Raw genomic sequence first — 22,777 nt, 5'->3', positions numbered from 1 at the left:
GCTGTTCACAAGATAAAGCGAGAGAAAGACATCCGCAAATACACGGTCCCGGCTCGCGGCAGCAGCAAGTTTGCAACACTGTATTCACGTCGCACAGCTGTCGAGCGTGTATTTGCCTATTTAAAAAGCTACTTTGGACTAACGGGAACGCGCAAACGCAAAAAGCGGGCCTTCGTTGAGATGGACCTTACTTGTCTGACTTATACGTTATGCAAGTTCGCCCTTGATAAACTGAACCAAGAATTGAGAAGGACACGCTGTGCAGCCTGATTTTTTTTAAAATCCTTGGGTTTTGAGTGAGTGCTACCTAGCGATCATAGACTTATGAAATTGACTCTAAATCCAATAAATCCAATAAAGCCGAGCAAAACAGCCGATTCCGATGAAAATGAGTGGATTTATCCAACATAGCGTAACCGAGGGGGGCACAGTCGGCGTTGCTAGCTCGCTGGCCGACCGGTGACCGGCGTCCGGAAGACTGGAGGACCGGAAGACTGGAAGACCGACCGGCTCGCTCGCTATGCCTGCTTCGATTGCCACACATCATATTGGGAGGCTACCGTCCACACCTTCATGATCGTGCGCAGCATCTGATAGCCTTGGTGGAGAATGAGGGCGAACAGCCCCGCCCACATCATCGATACCGAGGCGACCGTCATGCTCAGCAGGACGCCGATGCCCCACATGAGCAGCGAGATCCCGGCGAAAGGCAGGAAGTGTACGATTCCGCTCCAGAGCGAGCGGAGCGTACCGGTGCCAGCCACGACGCCGAATTGCATCGTGAGGAAGAGCAGGTGGATGAGCACCGCCCAGAGCAGCCAGGCGATCGCCCACGGTCCAACGTGCTGGGCGAATTCGAGCAGCGAGCTGCTGGCTAGCAGCTTCGACAGTGCGCGCGGCAGCAGCCAGACCGCAGGGAGCAGCGTAAGCACGACTTCGATGAGGTAGAGTAGAGCGACCGGTTTCCATGCTTTGCGAATGCCGCTCAGAAACTTCGTACCGGCCTCGTCGGTCATATGATGCAGCGAGTGGAACAGGCCGGCGTTAAGGAATGGCGTAATGACCATCCGGCCTGCCAGCAGTCCGCAGAACAGCCAGACGTACGGCTGAATGAGGTCCGTCTTGAGCAGCTGAAACTGGGCTTCGGTCATGAACAGCTGAACCGCATGGCTGCCGCTGTTAATCGTATCAGGGAATCGCTTCAGGATCGGCACCACAATGCCTTCTATGGTGCGATAGAGGAAGAAGCCCCAGATCAGCTCGTACAGAAACAATAGAATAATGATGTAGAAGTGCTTTATGGCAAGTCGCCAGCCTTGCTTAATATGGGCTTTCACGCAAGCTCACCTCCTTCATAAGTAAGACGTTACCAAGCGAGCGAAGCGAAGATCGTCTCCAGCAGCTTGGTGATACCGACGCTCCAGCGGGTGCGGGTCTGCTCGGTCAGGTCGGCTTTCATATAGTTGTTGATATGCTTGTTGTCGAGCACGTTATCGTACTGCGGGTCCACCGCCGCCCATAAGAGCTTGGAGGAATGAACGATTTTATACTGAATATGGGCTTCCTGGCCATCCCATACTTTCGGCATGATCGTACCGTCTGCAAAATGGAACACCACCGTCACAGGGCCGAAGCTTCCGCCGGTCTTCTTGATCAGCACGACCGATTCGTACTGCGTCTTGCCATCCTGCTTGACGGGACGCACATGGATGGAAGCGACGGAGTAGTCCGCCATGTCTTTGCCGTAGACGAAATGGCTGAAGTAGTCGTTCCACTTCTTCTTCGTCACGGCCTCGACGACTTTCTGGAAGTCGGCGGTCGACGGGTGCTTGAATTTGTATTTCTGGAAGTAGGTGCGCATAATCTTGCGCATCGTCTGGGCGCCGACCTGCTTCTCGATGCCGAAGAGGACGAGCTTGGCGCGCATGTACACATTTTCGGCATAGTGATTGTTGCTATGGTACGACCACGACAGCTGCTTCAGCGGCGCAGGATCGGTCATGTAGCTCGACTCCACCGGCAGATTCGGCTCGATGCCGTACTCGCTTTCCATTACTTTGTCTTCCGCATAGGACGTGAAGCCTTCGTCGAGCCAAGCTTCCTCGAACTCGTTGGTGGCGACCATACCGTACCAGTATTGATGACCGATCTCGTGAACGACCGTCCGCTCGAGGTCATATCCTGGAGTATCGGAATCGGCTGCGAAAGCGGTGATGAGCGTCGGATATTCCATGCCGCCTGCGCCGTTGCCGCCAGCCGGCGGGACAACGATGGAGAGCGTCGAGTACGGGTAAGCGCCATACCACTGCGCATATTTGGAGAGCGCGGACTTCGCTGCGTGCATGTAGCGGTCCTTGAGCTTCGCGTGCTGCGGATCGAGATAGAGCTTGATCCGGACGCCAGGCACGCCTTCCGTCGAGAAAGGTTCCTCCGCGTAGACGAAGTCCGGCGAAGCCGACCAGCCGAAGTCGTGGACATCATCGGCATAGAATTGATAGATCTTGCGGCCGTCCGCGATGACGGAGGCTTTGGTCTGGAAGCCGGTTGCGGCTACCTTGTAGCTGCTCGGCACGTTGATCTTCACGCTGTAGATGCCAAAATCGCTATAGAACTCCGAGTTGCCGTGATACTGATGAATATTCCAGCCTTCGGCCGCTCGTCCGCGTGTGCCGGCTGTCTCGTAAACGGCGAGCTTCGGAAACCACTGGCCCGCCATCACGAAGTTGCCAGCGTAGCCCATGCGAGCGAACACCTGAGGCAGCTTCACCTCGAACTTCATCCGCAGCGTCACGCTCTTGCCTGGCGCGACTGCATTCGGCAGACGAAGCTTGGCCAGCGTAAGATCGTTCGTATTGCCGTCATCGGGCTGCACATAGTGGAGGCGAGGCAGCAGACTGTAGCCTTCCGTCGTTTCGAGCTGCAGCAGGTTCATGTAACCGACGCTGTCCGCAGTCGCTTTATCGTTGCGGAGCTGTCCGCCGGACTCTCGCATGAACGTCGTGTCCTTGGACCTGAAGGCGTTCGGGTACAGATGGAAGTACATCTCGGACACCGGCTGCCTGCCTGGGTTTGTCCATGTGACAGACTGCTCCCCGACGAGCATATGCGTATCCTCCTGGAGCGTCACATCGATGTGATACTCCGCAACCCGTTTGCTGAGCGCAACCGGCTTCGGCTGCATGACAATGTCGGGTTCCTGCGCGGTTTGCGGAGCGGCCGTCTTCGGCGGCGACTCTTTCTTAGCAGGAGCGGAGGCGTATATATAGTGCGAGACCCAGGCATCCCCGAACCCTTGCTGTGCCGTTAATCCGATCAGCACGGCGGCGAGGGCAAAGAGCAGAATTCGTTTGGCACGTCCAAGTTTCATTGAAACATTCCCTCCCGTTGACAAGCATCTAAAGCATGTATATGTTTGCTTTTCCGAGATTATTAGCTAAAATGGAATTAAAGTGCGGACAGGCGTGAAAACCGCGCCAGACGTGGAATTACGGGGCTTGTGAGCAAGTGGGGCAGGCAGGAGAAGGAGTTGAAACGGATCGTGAGTGAACAAGAGAACACGCAGCAGCCGGCAGAGAAGAAAGAGAAGAAATCCCTTTCTTTGAACGTGGTGAGCAACAAGGAACATAAAGGATTCGGAGCGGGGACGATCGACCTCAGCGCGGTGTCCTGCGTCATCATTGATAATGGCGAGGCGTACATTGATGTTGGTGCGATGCATGCCAAGAGTAAGGTAGAGAAGGGGATCAAGTTCAGCGCGAATAAGGAAGATGTGCCGAACGGCCGCTTGTGCTGGATCGTATGGGTTGCGGTTGACCGCACGGAGGAAGGCGCAAGCTACGCGGGAGCGACGGCATGTCCGATGCTGATCGATACCGAAGCGCGCAGAGGGTGGAAGATTCTTGCGCAGCACGTGAACAACCTCGACTACGCGATCAAACGCCGTTATGTGCTTGACGAGCTGGGCGTGGAAGAGAAGCGGGCGCTGAAGAACCTCCTTGTCACGAACAATCCGGAGTGGTGGGACCGCTCGCCGGATAAGCTGAAGGAAGCGCTCGACGTATAGCGAATTCATCAACCATATTGCTGTTTCAGACCGCCTGACTCTTACGAGTGGCGGTCTTTTATTTTAGGCGACTTGTGCCTATTCTGGATAAGGGTGGATATGTTATAGTCATGGGACTGGAACATTCGTTCTGTCAAAGGAGGGGCTTTAATTGACCAGTGAGAGGCGCATGGCTTCGCGAGGGCATTACGGCGAGCTGCTGAGGCGCTATCTATTGCCGCAGAAACGGACGATCATCGGACTTGCAGCGCTCCTCATTCTATCTACCGCTCTGCAGCTGGTGAACCCGCAGATTATTCGCTTCTTTATTGATAAAGCGCAGTCGGAGGCCGATCTTCAGCCGCTGCTGCTGGCCGCGTGCTTGTTTATTGGCTTCTCGGTGGTGCAGGGGATTGTATCGGTGGTCGCAACGTATTTCAGCGAGAATGTCGGTTGGAAAACGACGAATGCGCTCCGCGGCGACTTGGCGGCGCACTGTCTATCGCTGGATATGCCGTTTCACAAGTCGCATACATCAGGCGCGATTATTGAACGGGTCGACGGCGATGTGAATGCGCTCGCGAATTTCTTCTCCAGCTTAATCATTAACTTGATCGGCAATGCGCTGCTGATGATCGGCATTCTCGTGCTGCTGTTTCGGGAAAGCTGGATGATCGGCACGGGGATGACCGTGTTTGTCATCGCGGCGGTGTTCGTCATTCAGCGCATCCGAAGGCTCGCATCGCCGCTCTGGACGAAGTGGCGGCAGGCGAACGCGGAGCTGTACGGATTTATCGGCGAGCAGCTGGAAGGGACGGAGGATATTCGCGCGAACGGTGCAGCCGGCTTCGTGATGGGCCGCTTCTATCGGATGCTGCGCGTCATGCTGCCGCTGCGGATTAAGGCGTTCCTCGGCTTCGCCTCGATGTGGAGCACGACGATCATTGTGTTCGCGCTCGGTAACGCAATGGCGTTCGCGATTAGCGCCTATTTATGGAAGCAGGGCTCCATTACAATCGGAACGGTCTATCTGATCTTCTACTATACAGAGCTGTTATCGAAGCCAATCGAGAAGATCCGTACCCAAATGGAGGATTTGCAAAAGGCAGACGCGAGCATTACCCGCATTCGCGCGCTGTTCGAGACGCGCTCTTCCATCGCGGACGGTCCGGGTGCGGCGCTTCCGGCAGGGGCGCTCGCCGTGAAGTTCGACGATGTGACGTTCCGCTATGAGGATGGAGGTGCCGAGCCGACGCTGGACAGCTTGGCGCTGCAGCTCCAGCCTGGCGAGGTGCTCGGGCTGCTCGGCCGGACGGGGAGCGGGAAGTCGACGCTGGCCCGGCTGCTGCTGCGGTTCTATGATCCGCAGGAAGGAGCGATCAAGCTTGGCGATACGGATATTCGCCAGCTGAAGCTGAACCAGCTGCGCAAGCGCGTAACGCTCGTGACGCAAAATATCGAGATTATCGAGGGTACCATCCGCGACAATCTCACCTTCTACGACGAGTCGATCCGCGATGAGCGGATTGTGGAAGTGCTGGAGCAGCTGGGGCTTGGAAGCTGGTATGCTGCGATGCCTGAAGGCTTGGATACGCGGCTCGCTTCGGGCGGCGGTTCATTGTCTGCCGGCGAGGCGCAGCTGCTTGCTTTTGCCAGGGTATTCCTGACCGATCCGGGGCTCGTCATTATGGATGAAGCTTCGTCGAGGCTCGACCCGTTGACGGAGCAGCGCATTGAAGAGGCGATCAGCAGGCTGCTTGCGAATCGCTCCTGCATCATTATTGCGCACCGTCTGGCAACCGTGCAGCGGGCGGACCAAATCCTCATCCTGGAGAATGGCCGCATCATTGAATATGGCCGCAGGACGCAGCTTGCCGCCGACCCTTCGTCGCGTTTCAGCACGATGCTGGCGACAGGGCTTGAGGAGGTGCTCGTATGACGACCCTTCAATATCTGATCCGGCTGATTACCTACCGGACGAGGCTGTATGTGTTTAACGCGCTGGCTTGGTCAATTATTTACCTGGTGCCGATCGTGCCGGGTCTTATTACAAAAGAGTTCTTCGACTCGCTCACCGGCAGCGGTTCGCTGAAGATGGGCACCTGGGGCATCATCGCGCTGGTGCTTGGCGCCTCGGTTGGCCGCGTCGTTGTTATCGTGCTTGGCTTCATTACCGACGTGCAGTTCCGCTTCCGCATGGGGATGATGCTTCGCCGCAACTTGCTGCAGCATGTCTTGAAACAGCCCGGCGCACGAGCGATCCCTGTTTCGCCGGGCGAGGCGATCAGCCACTTCCGCGACGATGTCGACCAGTCGGAGGAAGCGGCGAGCTGGTCCGTCGACGTGTTCGGCTTAACCTGCTTCGCGGCGGTGTCGAGCTACATTCTTGTCGGCATCGATTTGCAGATGACTTTGCTCGTATTCCTGCCGCTAGTCGTTGTTGTGTCCGTTGCACAGCTGTCGACGTCGCGGCTGCAGAAATATCGGGCTGCGAGCCGGGAATCGACTTCGCGCGTAACCGGCGCGATCAGCGAGATGTTCAGCAATGTGCAGGCGATTCAAGTGGCAGGCGCGGAAGAACGTGTGATTGAACGGTTCAGACAGTTCAATGACGACCGCCGCCGCACGATGCTGAAGGATAAGCTGATGGGCGAGGCGTTAAACTCGATCTTTGCGAACACCGTCAATCTGGGAACGGGGCTAATCTTGCTGGTTGCGGGGCAGAAGATGCAGTCGGGCTCGTTTACGATCGGCGATTTCTCGCTGTTCGTCTACTACTTAACGTTCATCACGTCCATTATTACGAACGTCGGGACATTCATTACGCACTTCAAGCAGATGGGCGTCGCGCTCGAACGGCTGCTGACGCTGCTGCAAGGCGCGCCGGCGAGGCTGCTGACTTTGAAGGATACGCTGTATCTGCGCAAGGGGCATGACGAAGAGTTGGCCGAGGTTGCTGCGGGTTCGGTTGCTTCTGATGCTGCCGGGCCGCTTCGTGCTTTGGAGGTGTCCGGCTTGACGTACCGGTTCCCGGAAACGGGCCGGGGCATCGAGGATGTACGGCTGCAGCTGAAGGGCGGATCGTTCACCGTTGTAACGGGCACGATCGGCTCCGGCAAAACGACGCTCGTCCGTACATTGCTCGGCCTGCTGCCGAAGGACGAGGGGACGATCAAATGGAACGGCCGGGTCGTCCAGGACCCGGGCACGTTCTTCACGCCGGCGAATAGCGCGTACTCCGCGCAAATTCCGCGGATGTACAGTGACACGCTGCGCAACAATATTTTGCTTGGGCAGCGGGAAGAGGACGGCGCGCTGGAAGGCGCGATCCACGCCGCGGTGATGGAGTACGACATCGAGCATCTCCAGCATGGGCTGGAGACGATGATCGGGCCGCGCGGCGTGAAGCTGTCCGGCGGCCAAATGCAGCGGACGGCGGCTGCGCGCATGCTCGTGCGCGATGCACAGCTGTACGTGTTCGACGACCTCTCGAGCGCGCTGGATGTCGAGACGGAGCAGAAGCTGTGGGAGCGGCTGTTCGAGAGCAGGGGCGACGCGACCTGCCTCGTCGTCTCGCACCGCCGTGCGGCATTGACGCATGCCGATCATATTATCGTCATGAAGGAAGGCCGCATCGAAGCGGAAGGCACCGCGGAGGAGCTGCTTCGTACAAACGAGACGTTCCAGGAGCTATGGAGCGGGGACGAGCGGGCGAAGGGGTAGCGGTATAGGCAAAGGTATAGGTATAGGTATAGGTATAGGTATAGGTATAGGTATAGGTATAGGAAAGAGCGGTGCTAGGACCCCTCTTTAAAGAAAACCGGCAGTTTCGCACCAATGTGATGCCTCAGAGTATCTACATCCGCCGAAACCGGTGCTTTTCCGCAAATGTAGTGCTCTGGAGTATCTACATTAGCTGTAATTTGCGGTTTCGTACCAAAGTAGTGACCTAGGGTAACTACATTCGCCGATCGAACCCCATTTTCGCCAAAGTAGAGACCTGGAGTATCTACTAAGGAACAGTGCAACGCTTATTTGCCCAGAAACCGCCTGTTTGGAATTCTAAGGAACTCCAGCGGCACTATAGCATGCATTCGGAGCTGAAATGTCCACTTTTCCGGCAATCAACCCAACCTAACCTAACCTAACCCAACCCAACCCAACTCAACCCAACCCAACCCAACCCAACCCAACCCAACCCAACCCAACCCAACCCAACCCAACCCAACCCAACCCAACCTAACTCAACCACCAAAAAGCCTCGCACCCGCTTAACCAGCGGAATGCGAGGCCTTTTTTCATATCAGCATCGACTGCCCTGTATAGTCCACGAACTGCCATCGGCTGTCCGTCTGGGTGCGGCGCTCGATCAGATCGAGGATGCCGCGTGCGCTCGCGCGCGGATCGGTCGGCGCTTGGTTGCCGCCCATGTCCGTGTACATCCAGCCAGGGTGAACGCTGAGCACGAGCACTCCGCGTTCTTTCAAATAGCTGTGCAGCTGCAGCGTGAACATATTCATCGCTGTCTTCGAGATCGCATACGGATAGTCGCCGGGATATGCTTTGGTAAGGCTGCCCGCTTCCGACGATACATTAATGAGCGCGGCGTTCTCTTCCGTCAGCAGTGGGAGCAGATGCTTCACTACGCGCATAGGCCCGTACACATTCACATCGAAGGATTCGATGACTTCGTCCATGTCCAGATCTTCAATTTGCGTATCGCGCGCCTTTAGAATGGCGGCATTGTTGATAATGGCGCCAAGCGTCCGTCCTTCTTGCTTCAAGCGCGCAGCCAGCGCAGCGATACTTGCTTCATCGACCACGTCCAGATGAGCAATCCGAATACGATCCTCGCCATACATGGCACGCAGCTCCGCCAGCTTGCCCGGAGTTCCCGGATCACGCACGCCGGCGATCACGTTATATCCGCGTTCCAGCGCTTCCGAAGCTATTTCATAGCCAAGCCCACGGCTTGCGCCTGTAATGAGCACGTTCTTCGACATCGATTAGCAGCTCCCTATTTGTCGTTTTCGAGCAGTTCAACAAGCACCTTCAGCTCAGGAATCGTGTTCATGTAGGCGTAGCGCCCACCGGTATATTCCCCCTTTTGCTCGAGCGGAAATCCCTTGCCCTCCAGCAACGCGATCTTCTCCTTCATCCCTTCAATGACAAAAGCAATATGATGCGGCCCTTCGCCGTGCTCATTCAAATAATTCCGCCACGTGCTCGGATGCTCGTCCGGTTCAATCAGCTCCAGCTGGAGCGAGCCCATATTGAAGAACGCCAGCTTCGCCCGCGCCTCGCTCGGTTCGCCGTTAAACTCCGTTTGCGCCTTGTCCGCTGTATCGGTGATAATTACAGGCGGCTTGTCGATGCCGAAGAAATCCGCGTAAGCTTGGCTTACCTTTTCAATATCGTGTACGAGAATGCCGATTTGCGTAATGATGTTGTTGCCGAGTATTCCTGCCATATGTACAACCATCCTCTCATCATCCATTCGTCTCCATGCTCTTATTCGGCACTAAACTTATTTCTCCTTGTAGTCCAAATAAAGGAAAATTTTCCATGACATTATGATATACTGACGCTAAATAACGATGGCGTACAAAAGGATGGGATGAAGCGATGCGGCTAGGCGGACAAGTGTTTCTAGAAGAGAAGAATCCGGAGAGCTGGGCACTGGCGCATAAGCAGGCGGGGTTCCGCGCGGCGACTTGCCCGATTGATCGGGAGGACCAGCTGCACGAGCTCGACCTCTATATGAAGGCAGCCAGCGAGCACGATATTGTCATCTCCGAAGTAGGAGCCTGGAGTAACCCGATTAGTCCGAACGAGCAGACCAGAAGAGAAGCGATAGCGTATTGTCAAAGAAGGCTAGAGCTTGCGGAGCGCATCGGATCAGCAGTATGTGTAACGATAGCCGGTTCGCGGGGGGAGCAGTGGGATGGACCGCATCCGGATAATTTCAGCGCGAATACGTTTGATCTTATTGTAGAAACCGTGCGGGATATTATCGATGCAGTGAAGCCGCAGAGAACGGTATTCGCGCTAGAGATGATGCCTTGGGTATTCCCCGATTCGGCGGATACCTATCTTGACTTGATCAAGGCGATCGATCGCCAAGGCTTCGGCGTTCACTTCGACCCCGTGAACATCATTAGCAGCCCGCGGGCGTACTACAGGAATGGCGATCTGATTCGCGATTTCTTCAGTAAGCTGGGACCCTATATTCGCAACTGCCATGCCAAGGATACCTTGCTGCGCAGCAACCTAACGGTTCATCTAGACGAGGTCATTCCGGGTCAAGGAATGCTCGACTACCGGACATTCCTGACAGAGCTGCACAAGCTGCATCCAGATACGCCGCTGATGATCGAGCACCTCAAGAGCAACGAGGAATACCGTGAGGCGGCGGATTACATTCGCGGTGTTGCTGCGGAGCTGCGGATTCCATTGTAATAAAATAAAGCCCCTACACCCGGCAGCTTCACCAATCTGCCGCGGTATAGGGGCCTTTCATTCATAACGGTGCTAATTCTTCCACCAGCGCTTGAACACCTTCCACCATGCCTTCGTCTGCGCGGCCTTCGCGTCGGCGTTGCCGTCCGGCGACACCGGCGAATCGCCGTGAACGCCGCACACCTCGACCGGCTGCGTGCCGCTGACGAACGTCTCGAGCCGGCGGTTCGGGCATGTTTTGCCGGCGAGCTTGCCGCTGCTCGGGTCGATGTACACGGACACGACGCCGTCCGGCAGCGGGAAGATCTTCGGCGGAACCGCCGAAAGCGCCGCCTCTGTATAGTTGGCGAAGATCGGGGCAGCCCGCCGCGCTTCCGTCTGCGTCAGCTTGCGGCCCTTGTCGTATCCGACCCACACCGCTGTCGATAGCTCGGGCGTGTAGCCGACGAGCCACGCGTCGGTCGCGGTCGTGCCGGTCTTGCCGGCGACCGGCCGCTTGATCATCGCCGATACCCGGCCAGCGGTGCCGCCGGTATCGAAGACGCTCTCCATTAGGCTCGTCAGCACATACGCGTGAGCCGCATCAACGACGGAGTACGAAGCAGGCTTCGCTTCGTAGAGCACTTCGCCTTTGCTGTCCTCGATTCGCAGAATCGCCGTCGGCTCCATCCGAATGCCGCCGTTGGCGAGCGTGCTGAACGCGGACGCCATCTCCATCGGGCTGATCGGGAACGTGCCGAGCGCCAGCGACGGCACCGGCTGCATCGGGCTTACGATGCCGAGCTTGTGCGCCATGTCGATAACCTTCTCCGGCCCAACGGTCATAATCGAGTTCACCGCATAGATGTTGTCGGAGCTCGCAATCGCCTGCCGCATATCAATATAATCGCCGACATACTTGCTGTTATAGTTGCTCGGCGAATACGTCTTGCGCCCTTCATCATATGTGAAGATCGTCGGCGCGCTCTTGAACTTCGACATCGGCGTCATCACGCCTTGCTGCAGCGCGGTCAGATACAGGATCGGTTTGAACGACGAGCCCGGCTGCCGCGTCTTGGCGAAGACGCGGTTATATTGATTCGTCTTGTAATCGCGTCCGCCGACCATCGCTTTGATATAACCGGTGCGCGGGTCGATCGAGATGAGCGCAGCCTGCTGCTGCGAGTCCTCCGGAATGCCATTCGCCACTGCTTCTTCGGCGGCGTGCTGCGCCACCGGATCCAGCGTCGTGAAGATCCGAATGCCGCCTTCGCTCAGCGTCCGCTCATCGATGCCGAGCTTATCGACCGCGATATACCGAATATAATCGCGGAAGTAAGGTGCCATGCCGCTCGCTTTGCTCGTGCCAAGCGGGACGAACGTCAGCAGTTCAGCGCCTGCGGCTTTCGCATCAGACTGCTGAATAATGCCCTGGTCCGCCATCGTCTGCAGAATGGTCCGCTGACGATCCTTCGCATTTTTCATATCCATATATGGCGAGTAATACTTCGGTCCTTTCGGAATGCCTGCAAGCATCGCGCTTTCGGCGAGAGTCAGCTCGGAGACATGCTTGCCAAAATACAGCTCCGACGCAGCTTCGGCTCCATAAGCGCCGTGACCATAGTAGATTTCGTTCAAGTAGAGCGCCAGAATCTCGTCCTTGGAGTAATGCATCTCCAGCTGAATCGTATACATCGCTTCCTTCAGCTTCCGAGACCAAGTCCGCTCATGCGTCAAATACAAATTGCGGGCAAGCTGCTGCGTCAACGTGCTGGCCCCTTGCTTCCGCGATAGATGCTCGACGTTAACGACGGCAGCGCGAGCCATCCCTTTTAGATCGAAGCCAATATGCTCGTAGAATCGTTGATCCTCGATCGCCAGCGTCGCTTCGAGCAAATACGGCGATATTTCTTTCAGCGGTACCGACTGTCGGTTCTCGCCGGCATGAAAAGTGTCGATGACGTGGCCTTGTGCATCCAGCATCTGCGACGTTTGGCTAATCGCCGAAGCAGGAAGAGCCTGCACGCGCAAATAATAGAGGAAACCAAAAGCCACCATGAATAAGAGCAGTAGAGCTGCTCCCGAATAGATCAGCCACCGTTGCAGCCGTTTTAAGAAAGGCATCCAGCGTTCCAGCTGAATCCGAACCGGTATTCGAAGCTTTTTGCCACCGGCGCCATGCCTGAACACGAATCGTTTCATCTGCTTCAAAACCCCTAACTGTAACTCCAAACTATCTTTTTAGTATGGAAAACATTGGGTCACACTATTCAGAATCGGATGGGGGTTGTTAAATTTTTGTGCACAACTGGCAAAAGGTTGCTTTTTCCCCCCGTTAACTTATAATACAGATTGAAACATTTGACCTTATGATCAATAGCACCATTACATACAAGAAAGCAGGGATTGCACGATGGAATTGTGGTACACCGAGAAGCAAACGCCTACATACGGCATTACGATGAAAGTGAAAGAAACGTATGTAAGCGAACAAACGGAATTCCAACAGCTTGATATGATCGAAACAGAAGAGTTCGGCACAATGCTCGTACTCGACGGCATGGTTATGACAACGGACAAGGACGAGTGGGTTTATCACGAGATGGTTGCTCACCCGGTTCTGTACACACACCCTAACCCGAAGAAAGTTCTCGTTGTTGGCGGCGGCGACGGCGGCGTTATCCGCGAAATCTTGAAGCACCCGAACGTGGAGAAAGCTGTCCTTGTTGATATCGACGGCAAAGTTATCGAATACTCGAAGAAATATCTTCCGCAAATCGCTTGCGGTCTGGACGATCCGCGCGTCGAAGTGCACGTGAACGACGGCTTCATGCACATCCACGATCACAAGAATGAATATGATGTTGTTATGGTTGACTCCACAGAGCCGGTTGGCCCTGCGGTAAACCTGTTCACACGCGGCTTCTACCAAGGCATCTACGATGCGCTGAAAGAAGACGGAATCTTCGTTGCTCAGACGGACAACCCTTGGTTCACGCCTGACCTGATCAAGAACGTTAACCGCGATGTCAAAGAAGTGTTCCCGATCGTGCGCGTATTCTGGGCGAACGTTCCGACATACCCAAGCGGCCTGTGGACATTCACAATGGGCAGCAAAAAGTATGATCCGCTTGAAGTGGACGAGTCCAGCATCCCTGAAATCGACACGAAATACTATTCCCCACGTCTGCACAAAGCGGCTTTCGTTCTGCCGAAATTTGTAGAAGACCTGGTGAAGTAAGAGAGGAACCAAGCGCATAATGAAACTCGATCAAAAATATTCCGGCAACGTCTTCATCCTAAGCTCGGAAGACTATAATACGTCCAAGGCTGTCATCTATGGCATGCCGATGGATTTCACCGTATCGTTCCGCCCAGGCTCCCGTTTCGGCCCGCCGCGTATCCGCGAAGTGTCGATCGGTCTTGAAGAGTACAGCCCGTACCTCGACCGCAGCCTGGAAGACATCGAATATTTCGACGCAGGCGACCTGCTGCTGCCCTTCGGTAATGCGGCGCGCTCGCTCGATATTATCGGCGAATTCGTAGGCGGCGTACTGAAAGACGGCAAGATGCCGATCGGTCTTGGCGGCGAGCACCTGTGTTCGTGGCCGATTTTCCAAGAGGTATACAAGAAGTACCCGGACATGGCGATCATCCACTTTGACGCGCATGCCGACCTGCGCGAGAGTTACGAAGGCGAGCCGCTTTCGCACTCCACGCCGCTTCGCAAAGCAGCCGGCCTCATCGGCGGCAAGAACATTTACCAATTCGGTATCCGTTCCGGCTCCCGCGAAGAGTGGCAGTTCGCGAAGGAGAGCATCAATTTCTACCCGTTCGAAGTGCTCGAGCCTTTGAAGAAAGTGCTGCCTGAGCTTGCCGGCCGTCCGGTTTACCTGACGATCGACATCGACGTGCTCGACCCTTCCGCAGCGCCTGGCACAGGCACGGCGGAAGCAGGCGGCATCACGTCGAAGGAGCTGATCGATGCGGTTCATGCCATCGCCAAAGCGGGCATCAACATCGTCGGCTGCGACCTCGTCGAAGTAGCGCCAGCGTACGACCCAACCGAACAAACCCAGATCGTCGCGGCCAAAGTCATCCGCGAAATGCTGCTAGGTTTCATTAAGTAATTTAAAAAAGCTGAGAGTGGTATTTGTCACTCTCAGCTTTTTTGTTGTTGGTAAGACTATGAGTGGAGCATGGGCTGCTGAGAGTCGGATTTTCCGACTCTCGGAGAAGAAAAGCGGCTGTTTTTTGACTGAGAGTGGAGTTCGTCACTCTCAGCTTTTTTCTTTTCCCCCAGTTCCGTGCAACAGGAACGGAGCAGTTCCAATGATTCTGTAGAAGCGTAGCGGTCGCCTTTGTAGACGGATAATAACATCTAAGTGTCTAATTGAATCGGAAATTATCCAGGCTACAACAGCGATCGAAAGAACATTGGACTGAGTAGTGGGATCCGTTGAATCTTGTTTAGTTCTCCTGCTACTGCGTTTTGCCTCTCTCTCTTTTGGCCATACTAGTTACTAGTGTTTGATCATGGTTGATCATTAGGAGGGATGGCGCACGTGAACATTTTACCGATTCATGAACGGCTCGCCGAGCTGTGGACGATTCGTATTCGCCGTCAGCTGACGGGGGACGAGCAGGCTGACTTCGAGCATTGCTTGGCTGTTAACGCGATGCATATCAGGCAATTGGCTAACCTGCACAATTTGTCGCTTATCGCCTCCATGGTGCAGGACGTCGAATGGCAGCATGAAATTTGTCAGCGTTTGGAGAAACTGAGCGGTCAGCCGCCGGGTTCGCCGCAGACGTAATCGCGCGAGTGCCGGGCAGATGCTCGTCGCTTGCATCGGCTCGACGCAACGGGTAAGCTCGGAGGAGAAGAAGGAGGTAGCATAGCAGCATGACGACGCGTGTTCACTCTTTTCCGCCGATGGTCAGCGGGAGCCCGACAATTCTTATTCTCGGCAGCATGCCCGGCGAAGCATCGATTGCGATGAACCAGTACTACGGCAATCCGCGCAATCATATGTGGCGGGTGCTGTATGGGTTATTCGAACGCGAGCCGGATGAGGCGTATGAGGACAGGCTTTCTTTTGCCGCTTCACACGGCATTGCGATGTGGGATGTGATCGCGTCATGCGAACGCGAAGGCAGCCTCGATGCCAACATTCGTGCGGAAGTGCCGAATGACCTGCCCGGTCTCGTGAAGGAGCACCCGACCATACGCTGCCTGGTGTTTAACGGAACGAAGTCGAATGATACGTTTAAGAAATATTTTCGCGATGACAAGACCTTCGAAGGTTTGACGCTGATGAAGCTTCCGTCGACGAGCCCCATTCCGACCAAGACGATGCGGGGTACCGCGGATCGGATTGAAGCGTGGAAGGCCATCCTGCCCTTTCTCACTTAATCATTTGTCGCTTGCAATTTCAGCGAGGTCGCATATAATAGGGGAAATAACAGCTACATACGATGATCGGGAGAGTACCTTGCAGTTCGGTGCTGGCAGCGAGCCGGGTTAGTGAAAGCCGGTGCAGCGGCGTAAGGGAAGCGGACCCGGGAGTAGATGAACCGAAACGCGGGCTTGCGAGTGGCAAGGCGCGTCCGTAGGTGCATCCGGTCACCCCGTTATCGTGCCTTGAGAGGCTTCTCTTTCGCTATGCTGCGCATTCGCGAGGGAAGACTAGAAGAGTGGTACCGCGGAATTCAACCTCCGTCTCTTTATTGAGACGGGGGTTTTTTATGTTTCAGCTTGTAGCGCAAATTGGGGAGGAACTTGTGATGAGCCTGTTATTGGAATGGGCAGCGGTTCAGCTGCAGTCGTATGTCACTTTGGAGCACGAGGAAATCGTTCGGCTGCTCGAGCTGCCGCCGAATCCGGAGCTTGGCGATGTTGCGTTCCCTTGCTATGCGCTCTCAAGAACACTAAAGCGCGCACCGGCTGCGATTGCAGAAGAACTTGCACAGCGCATCAATGGAGAAGGTCAGCCTGTTCGCGCCGAAGCGAAGGGGCCTTATGTCAATCTGTTTCTGAAGCGCGAGGATTGGGCGCCGAAGCTGCTCTCACCATTGCTTGTAGGTGATTTCGGTCAGTCGCAGGCAGGTTCAGATCAGCGAGTCATCATCGACCTGTCCTCTCCGAACATTGCCAAACCGTTCGGCGTCGGCCATTTGCGCTCGACGATGATCGGCAATGCGCTCGCTCAGATGTACCGCTTCTCCGGTTATGATGTCGTCACCGTCAATCATATCGGGGACTGGGGGACGCAGTTCGGCAAGCTGATGGAGGCGTACAGCCGCTGGGGCGATGAAGCGAAGCTGAAGGAAGCGCCGATTAAGGAGAGTCTCAGCTTGTATGTTCGCTTCCATGAGGAAGTCGAACATGACGCTGCGCTGGAGGACGAAGCGCGCCGCTGGTTCTGGAAGCTTGAGAACGGCGACGAGGAAGCGCGCCGTTTGTGGCAATACTTCGTCTCCTTCAGCATGGAGGAGTTCGACCGCGTCTACGCGCGCCTTGGCGTGAAGTTCGACTATACGCTCGGCGAAAGCTTCTACAACGACAAGATGGGCGCCGTCGTCGAACGGCTGTCGGAGCTGCAGCTGCTCGAAGAGAGCAACGGCGCGCAGGTCGTGCGCCTCGATGAAGAAGGGCTGCCGCCATGTCTCATCCTGAAGACAGACGGCACGACGATCTACCCGACGCGCGATCTCGCAACGGCGCTCTATCGGAAGAAGGAGATGGGCGGCGACCTGCTGCTGTATGTCGTCGGTGCGGAGCAGAAGCTGCATTTTGCCCAAGTGTTCGCGGTATTGAAGCGCATGGACGAAGAAGTGGCGGACGACTGCCATCACCTGCCCTTCGGTCTCATGAAGTTCGACGGACGCAAAATGTCCACGCGCAAAGGGCAGGTCATCTTCCTCGACGAGGTGCTCGATGAAGCGGTGGCAAAGGCGGCTGCGATCATCGCGGAGAAGAATCCGGAGCTCGAGATGGCGAAGGAAGTGGCGGAAGCGGTCGGCATCGGCGCGATCGTCTTCGGCGATCTGAAGCATCATCGCATGCTGGAAGTCGACTTCTCGCTCGATGAAGCGCTCCGCTTCGAAGGGGAGACCGGACCGTATGTGCAGTATACGGCGGCAAGAGCGTTCAAGCTGTTGGCCAAAGGCGGCCTGTCGGTTGAAGAAGCGGAGACGCTCAGCCAGTCCGGCGCCGTTGTTGCAGGCGGACGTTACGGACAGTATCTGACCGGGGCAGCGGCGTGGGAGTGCTTGAAGGCGCTAGCGGCATATCCGGAGGCGATCGCGGAATCGCTTCGCCAGCATGAGCCCGCTGTTCTCGCGCGTTTCCTGCTCGATGCTGCGAAACGGTTCAACCGTTTCTACCATCAGGAGCGCATCCTGACGGAGAACGAGGAAGAGACCGCCGCGAAGCTGCTGCTCGCCGCGGCTGTTGCAGGGCTGCTGCGCTCAGGGCTCACGCTGCTTGGCCTTAAGACGCCTACACAAATCTAGCCGTTAACCCGCCAAACGATCAACGAGCAGGCATTGAAATTGACGATGCTCCTGTATATAGTGAGGACAGGAGAATTAGGCGACGGGAGACCGTGATACATGACGGATAGAGCAAAAGTAACGATTACGCTGGAAAGCGATGTCGATGGAGAGCGCGAACAGAACACGTTCAGCGGCGAATGGTTCCGCAAGGGCAGCACGATGTTCATTCGCTACGAGGAGACGGTGCAGGGCCCTTCCGGTGAGAACGCGGAGGTGCGCACGATGATCCGTTGGCGCGACGGCGAACTGAGCTTGTCGCGGAATGGAGCCGTGGAGTCGCAGCAAATCTTCGTTGCAGGCGTAAGGCGCACGGGCCATTATGCATCGATGCATGCCAATTTCCATATGGAAACAGAGACGAAGCTGCTCTGGATGCAGTTCGGCGACTTCTCCGAAGCCCTGCAAGGGCAAGAACAAGAGCAAGAGCAACAACAACAACAGCAATCGCAACCGGCAATAGATCCAAGCGATAGGCTTGTGCCGTCTCTGCCGATGCTGCTGGAGTGGCATTATACGCTGCTCGTTAATGACGAGCCGACTGGCGAGTTTATGATTCGGCTGCGGGCCGAAGAAGAGACAGGCGCGTAAGCTATATTTTCATATACCAATAAACAACTATGATGCAGGGGGATCCGATTTTACCATGAGAACGAACGTTATTGAGCAGCTGCATGTGCAGCTGAAAGAAGCGATTGCCGATGCAGTCGTAAACGCTGGGCTTGCAGCCCGTGAGGAGCTTCCGGTATTCGTGCTGGAGGTGCCGAAGGATAAGGCGCACGGCGACCTGGCAACGAACGCAGCGATGCAGCTGACGAAGCTCGCGAAGAAGAATCCGCGCCAAATCGCAGAAGCGATTATTGCAGGCTTGGATATGAAGAAAGCGTCGATCCAAAGCGCGGAGATCGCGGGACCGGGCTTCATTAACTTCCGTATGGACCGCAGCTATCTGTACCCGGTAGTCGCAGAAGTAGCGCAACAAGGCGCAGATTACGGCCGTATCGATGCTGGCACAGGCCAGCGTGTTCAAGTCGAGTTCGTCAGCGCGAACCCGACAGGCAGCCTTCACCTCGGCCACGCCCGCGGCGCGGCTGTGGGCGATGCGCTTTGCAACGTGCTTGATTTTGCCGGCTACGATGTATCGAGAGAGTACTATATTAACGATGCGGGCAACCAGGTTGCGAACCTGGCCTACTCCATCGAAGCGCGCTATAAGCAAGCGCTCGGCCAAGACGCGGTTATGCCGGAGGACGGCTACCATGGCGAGGACATCATCGGCTTTGCAAAAGAACTCGCAGCTAATGAAGGCGACCGCCTGCTGTCTCTGTCGGATGAGGAGCGTTTCACATTCTTCCGCGATTACGGCCTTGAGCGCGAGCTCGACAAGATTAAGCGCGACCTTGGCAATTTCCGCGTCGCGTTCGATGTATGGTACAGCGAGACTTCGCTCTATAAGACAGGCCAAGTCGAGCAGGCGCTGGCAGCGCTTCGCGAGCGCGGCCAAGTGTTCGAAGAAGAAGGCGCAACATGGCTGAACACCATGGAATACGGTGACGACAAGAACCGCGTTCTTGTGAAGAATGACGGATCGTACACATATTTGACGCCGGACATCGCGTACCACCGCGATAAGTACGCGCGCGGTTTCGACCGCATGATCAACATCTGGGGCGCAGACCACCACGGTTACATCCCGCGTGTGAAAGCGGCTATGGAGGCGCTCGGCAACGATCCGCAGAAGCTGGTCGTCTTGATCGCGCAGATGGTAAGCCTGTTCCAGAACGGCGAGAAGGTTAAGATGTCGAAGCGTACAGGCAAGGCCGTTACGATGGTCGACCTGATGGACGAAGTCGGCGTAGACGCGATCCGCTACTTCTTCACGATGCGCAGCATGGATTCGCACCTGGACTTCGATATGGATCTGGCGATTTCCACATCAAATGAGAATCCGGTGTTCTACGTGCAATACGCGCATGCGCGTATTTGCAGCATCTTCCGCCAAGCGGAAGAGCAAGGCATCGCGGTATTGCCTCTTGCCGAAGTGGACCTCAGCAAGCTGACGACCGAGCACGAGTTCGACCTGCTTCGCAAGATTGGCGAGCTGCCGCAAGAGATCGCGGAAGCTGCTGCGCAGTACGCGCCGCATCGCCTGATCCGCTATGTATACGAGCTCGCGTCGCTGTTCCACAGCTACTACAGAGCCGACCGCGTCATCACCGAGGACGCGGTTCAGACCCAGGCGCGCTTCGCGCTGCTTGCTGCGACGCGCACCGCGATCGCGAATGTGCTGCGCCTCGTCGGCGTATCCGCGCCGGAGCGCATGTAACATCGCGCGTGCGCAGCTGCAAGGCGGCTTCTCAAGCCGCACCGCACGGCGTACAAGCCAAACAAACCGCGGACGACTATCTTCGGTCCCCGGTTTGCAGCATTTGCATCACATCAAGCTCCCCGGCAACCCGGGGGGCTTTTGTGCCTCTTAGAGGCAGCATCGATCGTTTCACGACCGCTTTAATTTCCGCCGGCGACAGTCCCGGCCGGTGAGCGAGCAGCAGGGCGATCGCGCCGCTGACATGCGACGTAGCCATCGAGGTGCCGCTCATTTCGTGATACTTGCCGCGCAGCCAGGAGGACAGAATCTTGTCGCCCGGCGCGTATACATCAATAAAGGTGCCGCGGTTGCTGAACGGCGCAATGCGGCGCAGCCGGTTCGTCGCTCCGACAGCAATGGTCTGCGGATATCGAGCGGGATAGTCGATGGATTTGCGTTTGCCGTCGTTACCTGACGAAGCAACAATAATAACGCCGGCGTTGTACGCGTTCGTCACAGCGGTCAGCAGCGACTTGCTTCTCGTTTTCATGCCGAAGCTCATGTTGACGATGTCCATCTTGTTGCGCACGCACCAATCGATGCCGAGTACGATATCGGAGACGAAGGCGCTGCCGTTATGATCGAACGCTTTTACCGGATATACGGTAGCGCGGGGCGCGACGCCGATCATCCCATGCACCTGGTTGGCAGCGGCGATCGTGCCGGCGATGTGCGTGCCGTGTCCATTGTCGTCATGCGGCAGCGAGCCGCGGCTGAGCAGATTAATGCCACGGCCGAGGGAATGCTTCAGGTCGGGATGGCTGAAGTCTACGCCAGTGTCGATGATGCCGACTTTGACGCGATGGCCAGTCGTCATGCTCCAAGCGAGCGGAGCTTTAATCTCCTGCACGCCCCAAGGGATTCCTTTTTCACGGGATACGGATTTGAATGCCGTGTTATGCACCGTCAGAAGCGGGTCGTTCTCGACCCAGATGTCGGCGCAGGCGGAGGATGCCAGCAGATCTTGGGCGATTGGCAGGGAGAAGCCATGAATGGAAGGGAGATGACGAACGAGCTTCGCGCTGTTGCCGAATCTAGACCACTCGCTTAGGAACCGTTCGTAATCGGCTTTCTGCCGGAAACGAACGATCCGCCGCTTTACATTAGCGGCCCCGAGAGATAACGCGCTGTGTAACAGGCGGAGAATTGTCGATTTGTCCAAATTTGGCTTCCCCTCCACGGCGGCATGTGCTAACCTAAGCTCGCGCTTATTTTCCGAACGAACAGTTACAAGTTGTTGCTAACTGAGTTGGCCTGCTTCCAACTAACAGTTACAACGTAGCTGCAGTATTGTATGAACGAGCGTAACAAGCTGTATGAGCAACTTGCCTTTTTTCACATAATTAGGCTGCAAACCGTGTCATTCGCCGTACGGGCACATATCATAAACCAAGAGTCATTCACGGGCTCTTATTACCGGAATAGGCGGCAGCGCTTTATCCGGAAGGATACAGTCAAAGCGAAGGGCGCTCCTTCGCTTTTTCTTTTGTCCTCTCCACCCATAGGGAAGCTTGCTTTTTCGAAAGAAATAGGTTTTACTATAGGTTGATAATGGATTGTCTGCATGGTGCAGGCAGTTGTACATGAGAGGAAGTGTCCGAAATGAGCAGCGAGATTGTCTTGAAGATCGATCCGGAGCGCGTGAAAGAAATGCCGATGGTCGACTTGGCATTTGAATTGCTGAAGGCGGCGAACACGCCGTTCTATTACCGCGATCTAATGATGGAAATTGCAAAAATTCGGGGCCTGTCCCAAGAACAAATCAACGATGTAATTGCGCAAGTATATACAGAAATTAATATCGACGGACGTTTCGCGTGCGTCGGCAGCAACATGTGGGGACTGAAGCGCTGGTACCCGGTTGAGCGCAATGAAGATCCGGTTGGCAATGCGAAGCGTTCGCGCATTATCAACGACGAAGAAGACGACGAGGATCTCTACACCGACGAGGAAGAAGATACTTACGCATCCGAGGACGACGATTTCGATTCGTACGACGAGGATCAAGAGATCTTCGACGAAGCGGAAGAAGAAGCGGAAGTGGATGAAGAGGTTGTTATCGACGACGAGGACATCGAAGAGGACGGCATTGAAGTTGACGACGTCTCGGAAGAAGACGGCGAAGATGAAGAAGATGCTGAGGAAGACTTCGACGACGAAGACGAAGAAGACGACAAATAATATTGCCTTTACAGAATCCCCATGTTCACTTGACATGGGGATTCTGTACGAGGTAAACTACTGTTTGGGCTTCAAGAACGGACATGCGAGCAGGAATAGATTTGCCGTCCTTGGACGAGCAAATATGTTATTGCTTGATCAAGCAATAAACCAATTTACAAAGTGCCCCGTGAACACGGGTGTCACTTTTT

General features: G+C 55.7%; 19 protein-coding genes and 1 other annotated feature. Of the genes, 13 read left to right on the top strand and 6 right to left on the bottom strand.

Annotated features, from left to right (window positions below; genetic code table 11):
- Positions 1–270: transposase (locus A8990_RS28770; RefSeq protein WP_147306890.1), on the top strand; the 270-nt coding region annotated here is incomplete at its 5' end.
- A 248-nt stretch (positions 271–518) separates the two neighbouring features.
- On the opposite strand, the gene A8990_RS28765 is transcribed toward A8990_RS28770, so the two are convergent.
- Both A8990_RS28765 and A8990_RS28760 read right to left on the bottom strand, forming a co-directional pair.
- Entirely contained in the window at positions 519–1,337 is an 819-nt protein-coding gene (locus A8990_RS28765; protein ID WP_116192457.1) for a hypothetical protein, read from the bottom strand.
- 29 nt (positions 1,338–1,366) lie between these two features.
- Positions 1,367–3,367, bottom strand: coding sequence for a M1 family metallopeptidase (locus tag A8990_RS28760; RefSeq protein WP_116192456.1), 2,001 nt, complete (start codon positions 3,365–3,367; stop codon positions 1,367–1,369).
- A gap of 171 nt (positions 3,368–3,538) precedes the next feature.
- Here A8990_RS28760 and A8990_RS28755 point away from each other — a divergent pair, with 171 nt between their 5' ends.
- The 3 genes from A8990_RS28755 to A8990_RS28745 all read left to right on the top strand — a co-directional run bounded on the left by A8990_RS28755 (position 3,539) and on the right by A8990_RS28745 (position 7,765).
- Positions 3,539–4,063 carry a YwhD family protein gene (locus A8990_RS28755; protein WP_116192461.1) on the top strand — a complete coding sequence of 175 codons (525 nt, stop codon included), beginning with the start codon at positions 3,539–3,541 and terminating at the stop codon, positions 4,061–4,063.
- 169 nt (positions 4,064–4,232) lie between these two features.
- Complete coding sequence (locus A8990_RS28750) at positions 4,233–5,981, top strand: ABC transporter ATP-binding protein (RefSeq protein ID WP_116192455.1); 1,749 nt, start codon at positions 4,233–4,235, stop codon at positions 5,979–5,981.
- Positions 5,978–7,765 (top strand): ABC transporter ATP-binding protein, encoded by a 1,788-nt coding sequence (locus A8990_RS28745; protein ID WP_116192454.1) that lies wholly within the window; start codon positions 5,978–5,980, stop codon positions 7,763–7,765. The genes A8990_RS28750 and A8990_RS28745 overlap by 4 nt, the downstream gene beginning before the upstream one ends.
- Before the next feature lie 575 nt (positions 7,766–8,340).
- Here the strand turns inward: A8990_RS28745 and A8990_RS28740 are convergent.
- Together A8990_RS28740 and A8990_RS28735 are read right to left on the bottom strand one after the other, a co-directional pair.
- Positions 8,341–9,045 (bottom strand): SDR family oxidoreductase, encoded by a 705-nt coding sequence (locus A8990_RS28740; protein WP_116192453.1) that lies wholly within the window; start codon positions 9,043–9,045, stop codon positions 8,341–8,343.
- A 14-nt stretch (positions 9,046–9,059) separates the two neighbouring features.
- Entirely contained in the window at positions 9,060–9,512 is a 453-nt protein-coding gene (locus A8990_RS28735) for a VOC family protein (RefSeq protein ID WP_116192452.1), read from the bottom strand.
- 155 nt (positions 9,513–9,667) lie between these two features.
- Here A8990_RS28735 and A8990_RS28730 point away from each other — a divergent pair, with 155 nt between their 5' ends.
- Positions 9,668–10,501: a sugar phosphate isomerase/epimerase family protein gene (locus A8990_RS28730; protein ID WP_116192451.1), complete on the top strand. Its 834-nt coding sequence runs from the start codon at positions 9,668–9,670 to the stop codon at positions 10,499–10,501.
- A 72-nt stretch (positions 10,502–10,573) separates the two neighbouring features.
- On the opposite strand, the gene A8990_RS28725 is transcribed toward A8990_RS28730, so the two are convergent.
- Entirely contained in the window at positions 10,574–12,682 is a 2,109-nt protein-coding gene (locus A8990_RS28725) for a transglycosylase domain-containing protein (RefSeq protein ID WP_181909837.1), read from the bottom strand.
- 211 nt (positions 12,683–12,893) lie between these two features.
- Here A8990_RS28725 and speE point away from each other — a divergent pair, with 211 nt between their 5' ends.
- From speE to argS (A8990_RS28690), 7 genes are all read left to right on the top strand, one after another.
- Complete coding sequence (gene speE / locus A8990_RS28720; RefSeq protein WP_116192450.1) at positions 12,894–13,721, top strand: polyamine aminopropyltransferase; 828 nt, start codon at positions 12,894–12,896, stop codon at positions 13,719–13,721.
- Positions 13,722–13,740: 19 nt separating this feature from the next.
- Positions 13,741–14,610: an agmatinase gene (speB, locus tag A8990_RS28715; protein ID WP_116192449.1), complete on the top strand. Its 870-nt coding sequence runs from the start codon at positions 13,741–13,743 to the stop codon at positions 14,608–14,610.
- 435 nt (positions 14,611–15,045) lie between these two features.
- On the top strand, positions 15,046–15,297 hold the full coding sequence (locus A8990_RS28710; RefSeq protein ID WP_181909836.1) for a DUF7667 family protein: 252 nt from the start codon (positions 15,046–15,048) through the stop codon (positions 15,295–15,297).
- An 89-nt stretch (positions 15,298–15,386) separates the two neighbouring features.
- Positions 15,387–15,896: a DNA-deoxyinosine glycosylase gene (locus A8990_RS28705; RefSeq protein ID WP_116192448.1), complete on the top strand. Its 510-nt coding sequence runs from the start codon at positions 15,387–15,389 to the stop codon at positions 15,894–15,896.
- 53 nt (positions 15,897–15,949) lie between these two features.
- Positions 15,950–16,210, top strand: a binding site (T-box leader).
- A gap of 63 nt (positions 16,211–16,273) precedes the next feature.
- The gene (argS, locus tag A8990_RS28700) at positions 16,274–17,998 is read left to right on the top strand and encodes an arginine--tRNA ligase (protein WP_425463941.1); all 1,725 of its coding nucleotides are present in this window, start codon (positions 16,274–16,276) and stop codon (positions 17,996–17,998) included.
- 99 nt (positions 17,999–18,097) lie between these two features.
- Positions 18,098–18,628 carry a YwiB family protein gene (locus A8990_RS28695; RefSeq protein ID WP_116192447.1) on the top strand — a complete coding sequence of 177 codons (531 nt, stop codon included), beginning with the start codon at positions 18,098–18,100 and terminating at the stop codon, positions 18,626–18,628.
- Positions 18,629–18,683: 55 nt separating this feature from the next.
- The gene (gene argS / locus A8990_RS28690) at positions 18,684–20,363 is read left to right on the top strand and encodes an arginine--tRNA ligase (protein WP_116192446.1); all 1,680 of its coding nucleotides are present in this window, start codon (positions 18,684–18,686) and stop codon (positions 20,361–20,363) included.
- 76 nt (positions 20,364–20,439) lie between these two features.
- On the opposite strand, the gene A8990_RS28685 is transcribed toward argS (A8990_RS28690), so the two are convergent.
- Positions 20,440–21,567: a S8 family peptidase gene (locus tag A8990_RS28685; RefSeq protein WP_116192445.1), complete on the bottom strand. Its 1,128-nt coding sequence runs from the start codon at positions 21,565–21,567 to the stop codon at positions 20,440–20,442.
- 440 nt (positions 21,568–22,007) lie between these two features.
- Here A8990_RS28685 and rpoE point away from each other — a divergent pair, with 440 nt between their 5' ends.
- Positions 22,008–22,586: a DNA-directed RNA polymerase subunit delta gene (rpoE, locus tag A8990_RS28675; RefSeq protein WP_116192443.1), complete on the top strand. Its 579-nt coding sequence runs from the start codon at positions 22,008–22,010 to the stop codon at positions 22,584–22,586.
- Positions 22,587–22,777: the final 191 nt, after the last annotated feature.

This window comes from Paenibacillus taihuensis (genome assembly GCF_003386535.1).
In the GTDB taxonomy this organism is placed as follows: domain Bacteria; phylum Bacillota; class Bacilli; order Paenibacillales; family Paenibacillaceae; genus Paenibacillus_Z; species Paenibacillus_Z taihuensis.
This window is presented reverse-complemented; position numbering and strand designations above follow the sequence as displayed.

Coding starts and splice junctions, on each gene's coding strand:
- A8990_RS28760 (WP_116192456.1), bottom strand. CDS start 3,367: ATGAAACTTGGACGTGCCAAACGAATTCTGCTCTTTGCCCTCGCCGCC.
- A8990_RS28750 (WP_116192455.1), top strand. CDS start 4,233: ATGGCTTCGCGAGGGCATTACGGCGAGCTGCTGAGGCGCTATCTATTG.
- A8990_RS28745 (WP_116192454.1), top strand. CDS start 5,978: ATGACGACCCTTCAATATCTGATCCGGCTGATTACCTACCGGACGAGG.
- A8990_RS28740 (WP_116192453.1), bottom strand. CDS start 9,045: ATGTCGAAGAACGTGCTCATTACAGGCGCAAGCCGTGGGCTTGGCTAT.
- A8990_RS28735 (WP_116192452.1), bottom strand. CDS start 9,512: ATGGCAGGAATACTCGGCAACAACATCATTACGCAAATCGGCATTCTC.
- A8990_RS28730 (WP_116192451.1), top strand. CDS start 9,668: ATGCGGCTAGGCGGACAAGTGTTTCTAGAAGAGAAGAATCCGGAGAGC.
- A8990_RS28725 (WP_181909837.1), bottom strand. CDS start 12,682: ATGAAACGATTCGTGTTCAGGCATGGCGCCGGTGGCAAAAAGCTTCGA.
- speE (WP_116192450.1), top strand. CDS start 12,894: ATGGAATTGTGGTACACCGAGAAGCAAACGCCTACATACGGCATTACG.
- speB (WP_116192449.1), top strand. CDS start 13,741: ATGAAACTCGATCAAAAATATTCCGGCAACGTCTTCATCCTAAGCTCG.
- A8990_RS28705 (WP_116192448.1), top strand. CDS start 15,387: ATGACGACGCGTGTTCACTCTTTTCCGCCGATGGTCAGCGGGAGCCCG.
- A8990_RS28695 (WP_116192447.1), top strand. CDS start 18,098: ATGACGGATAGAGCAAAAGTAACGATTACGCTGGAAAGCGATGTCGAT.
- argS (WP_116192446.1), top strand. CDS start 18,684: ATGAGAACGAACGTTATTGAGCAGCTGCATGTGCAGCTGAAAGAAGCG.
- rpoE (WP_116192443.1), top strand. CDS start 22,008: ATGAGCAGCGAGATTGTCTTGAAGATCGATCCGGAGCGCGTGAAAGAA.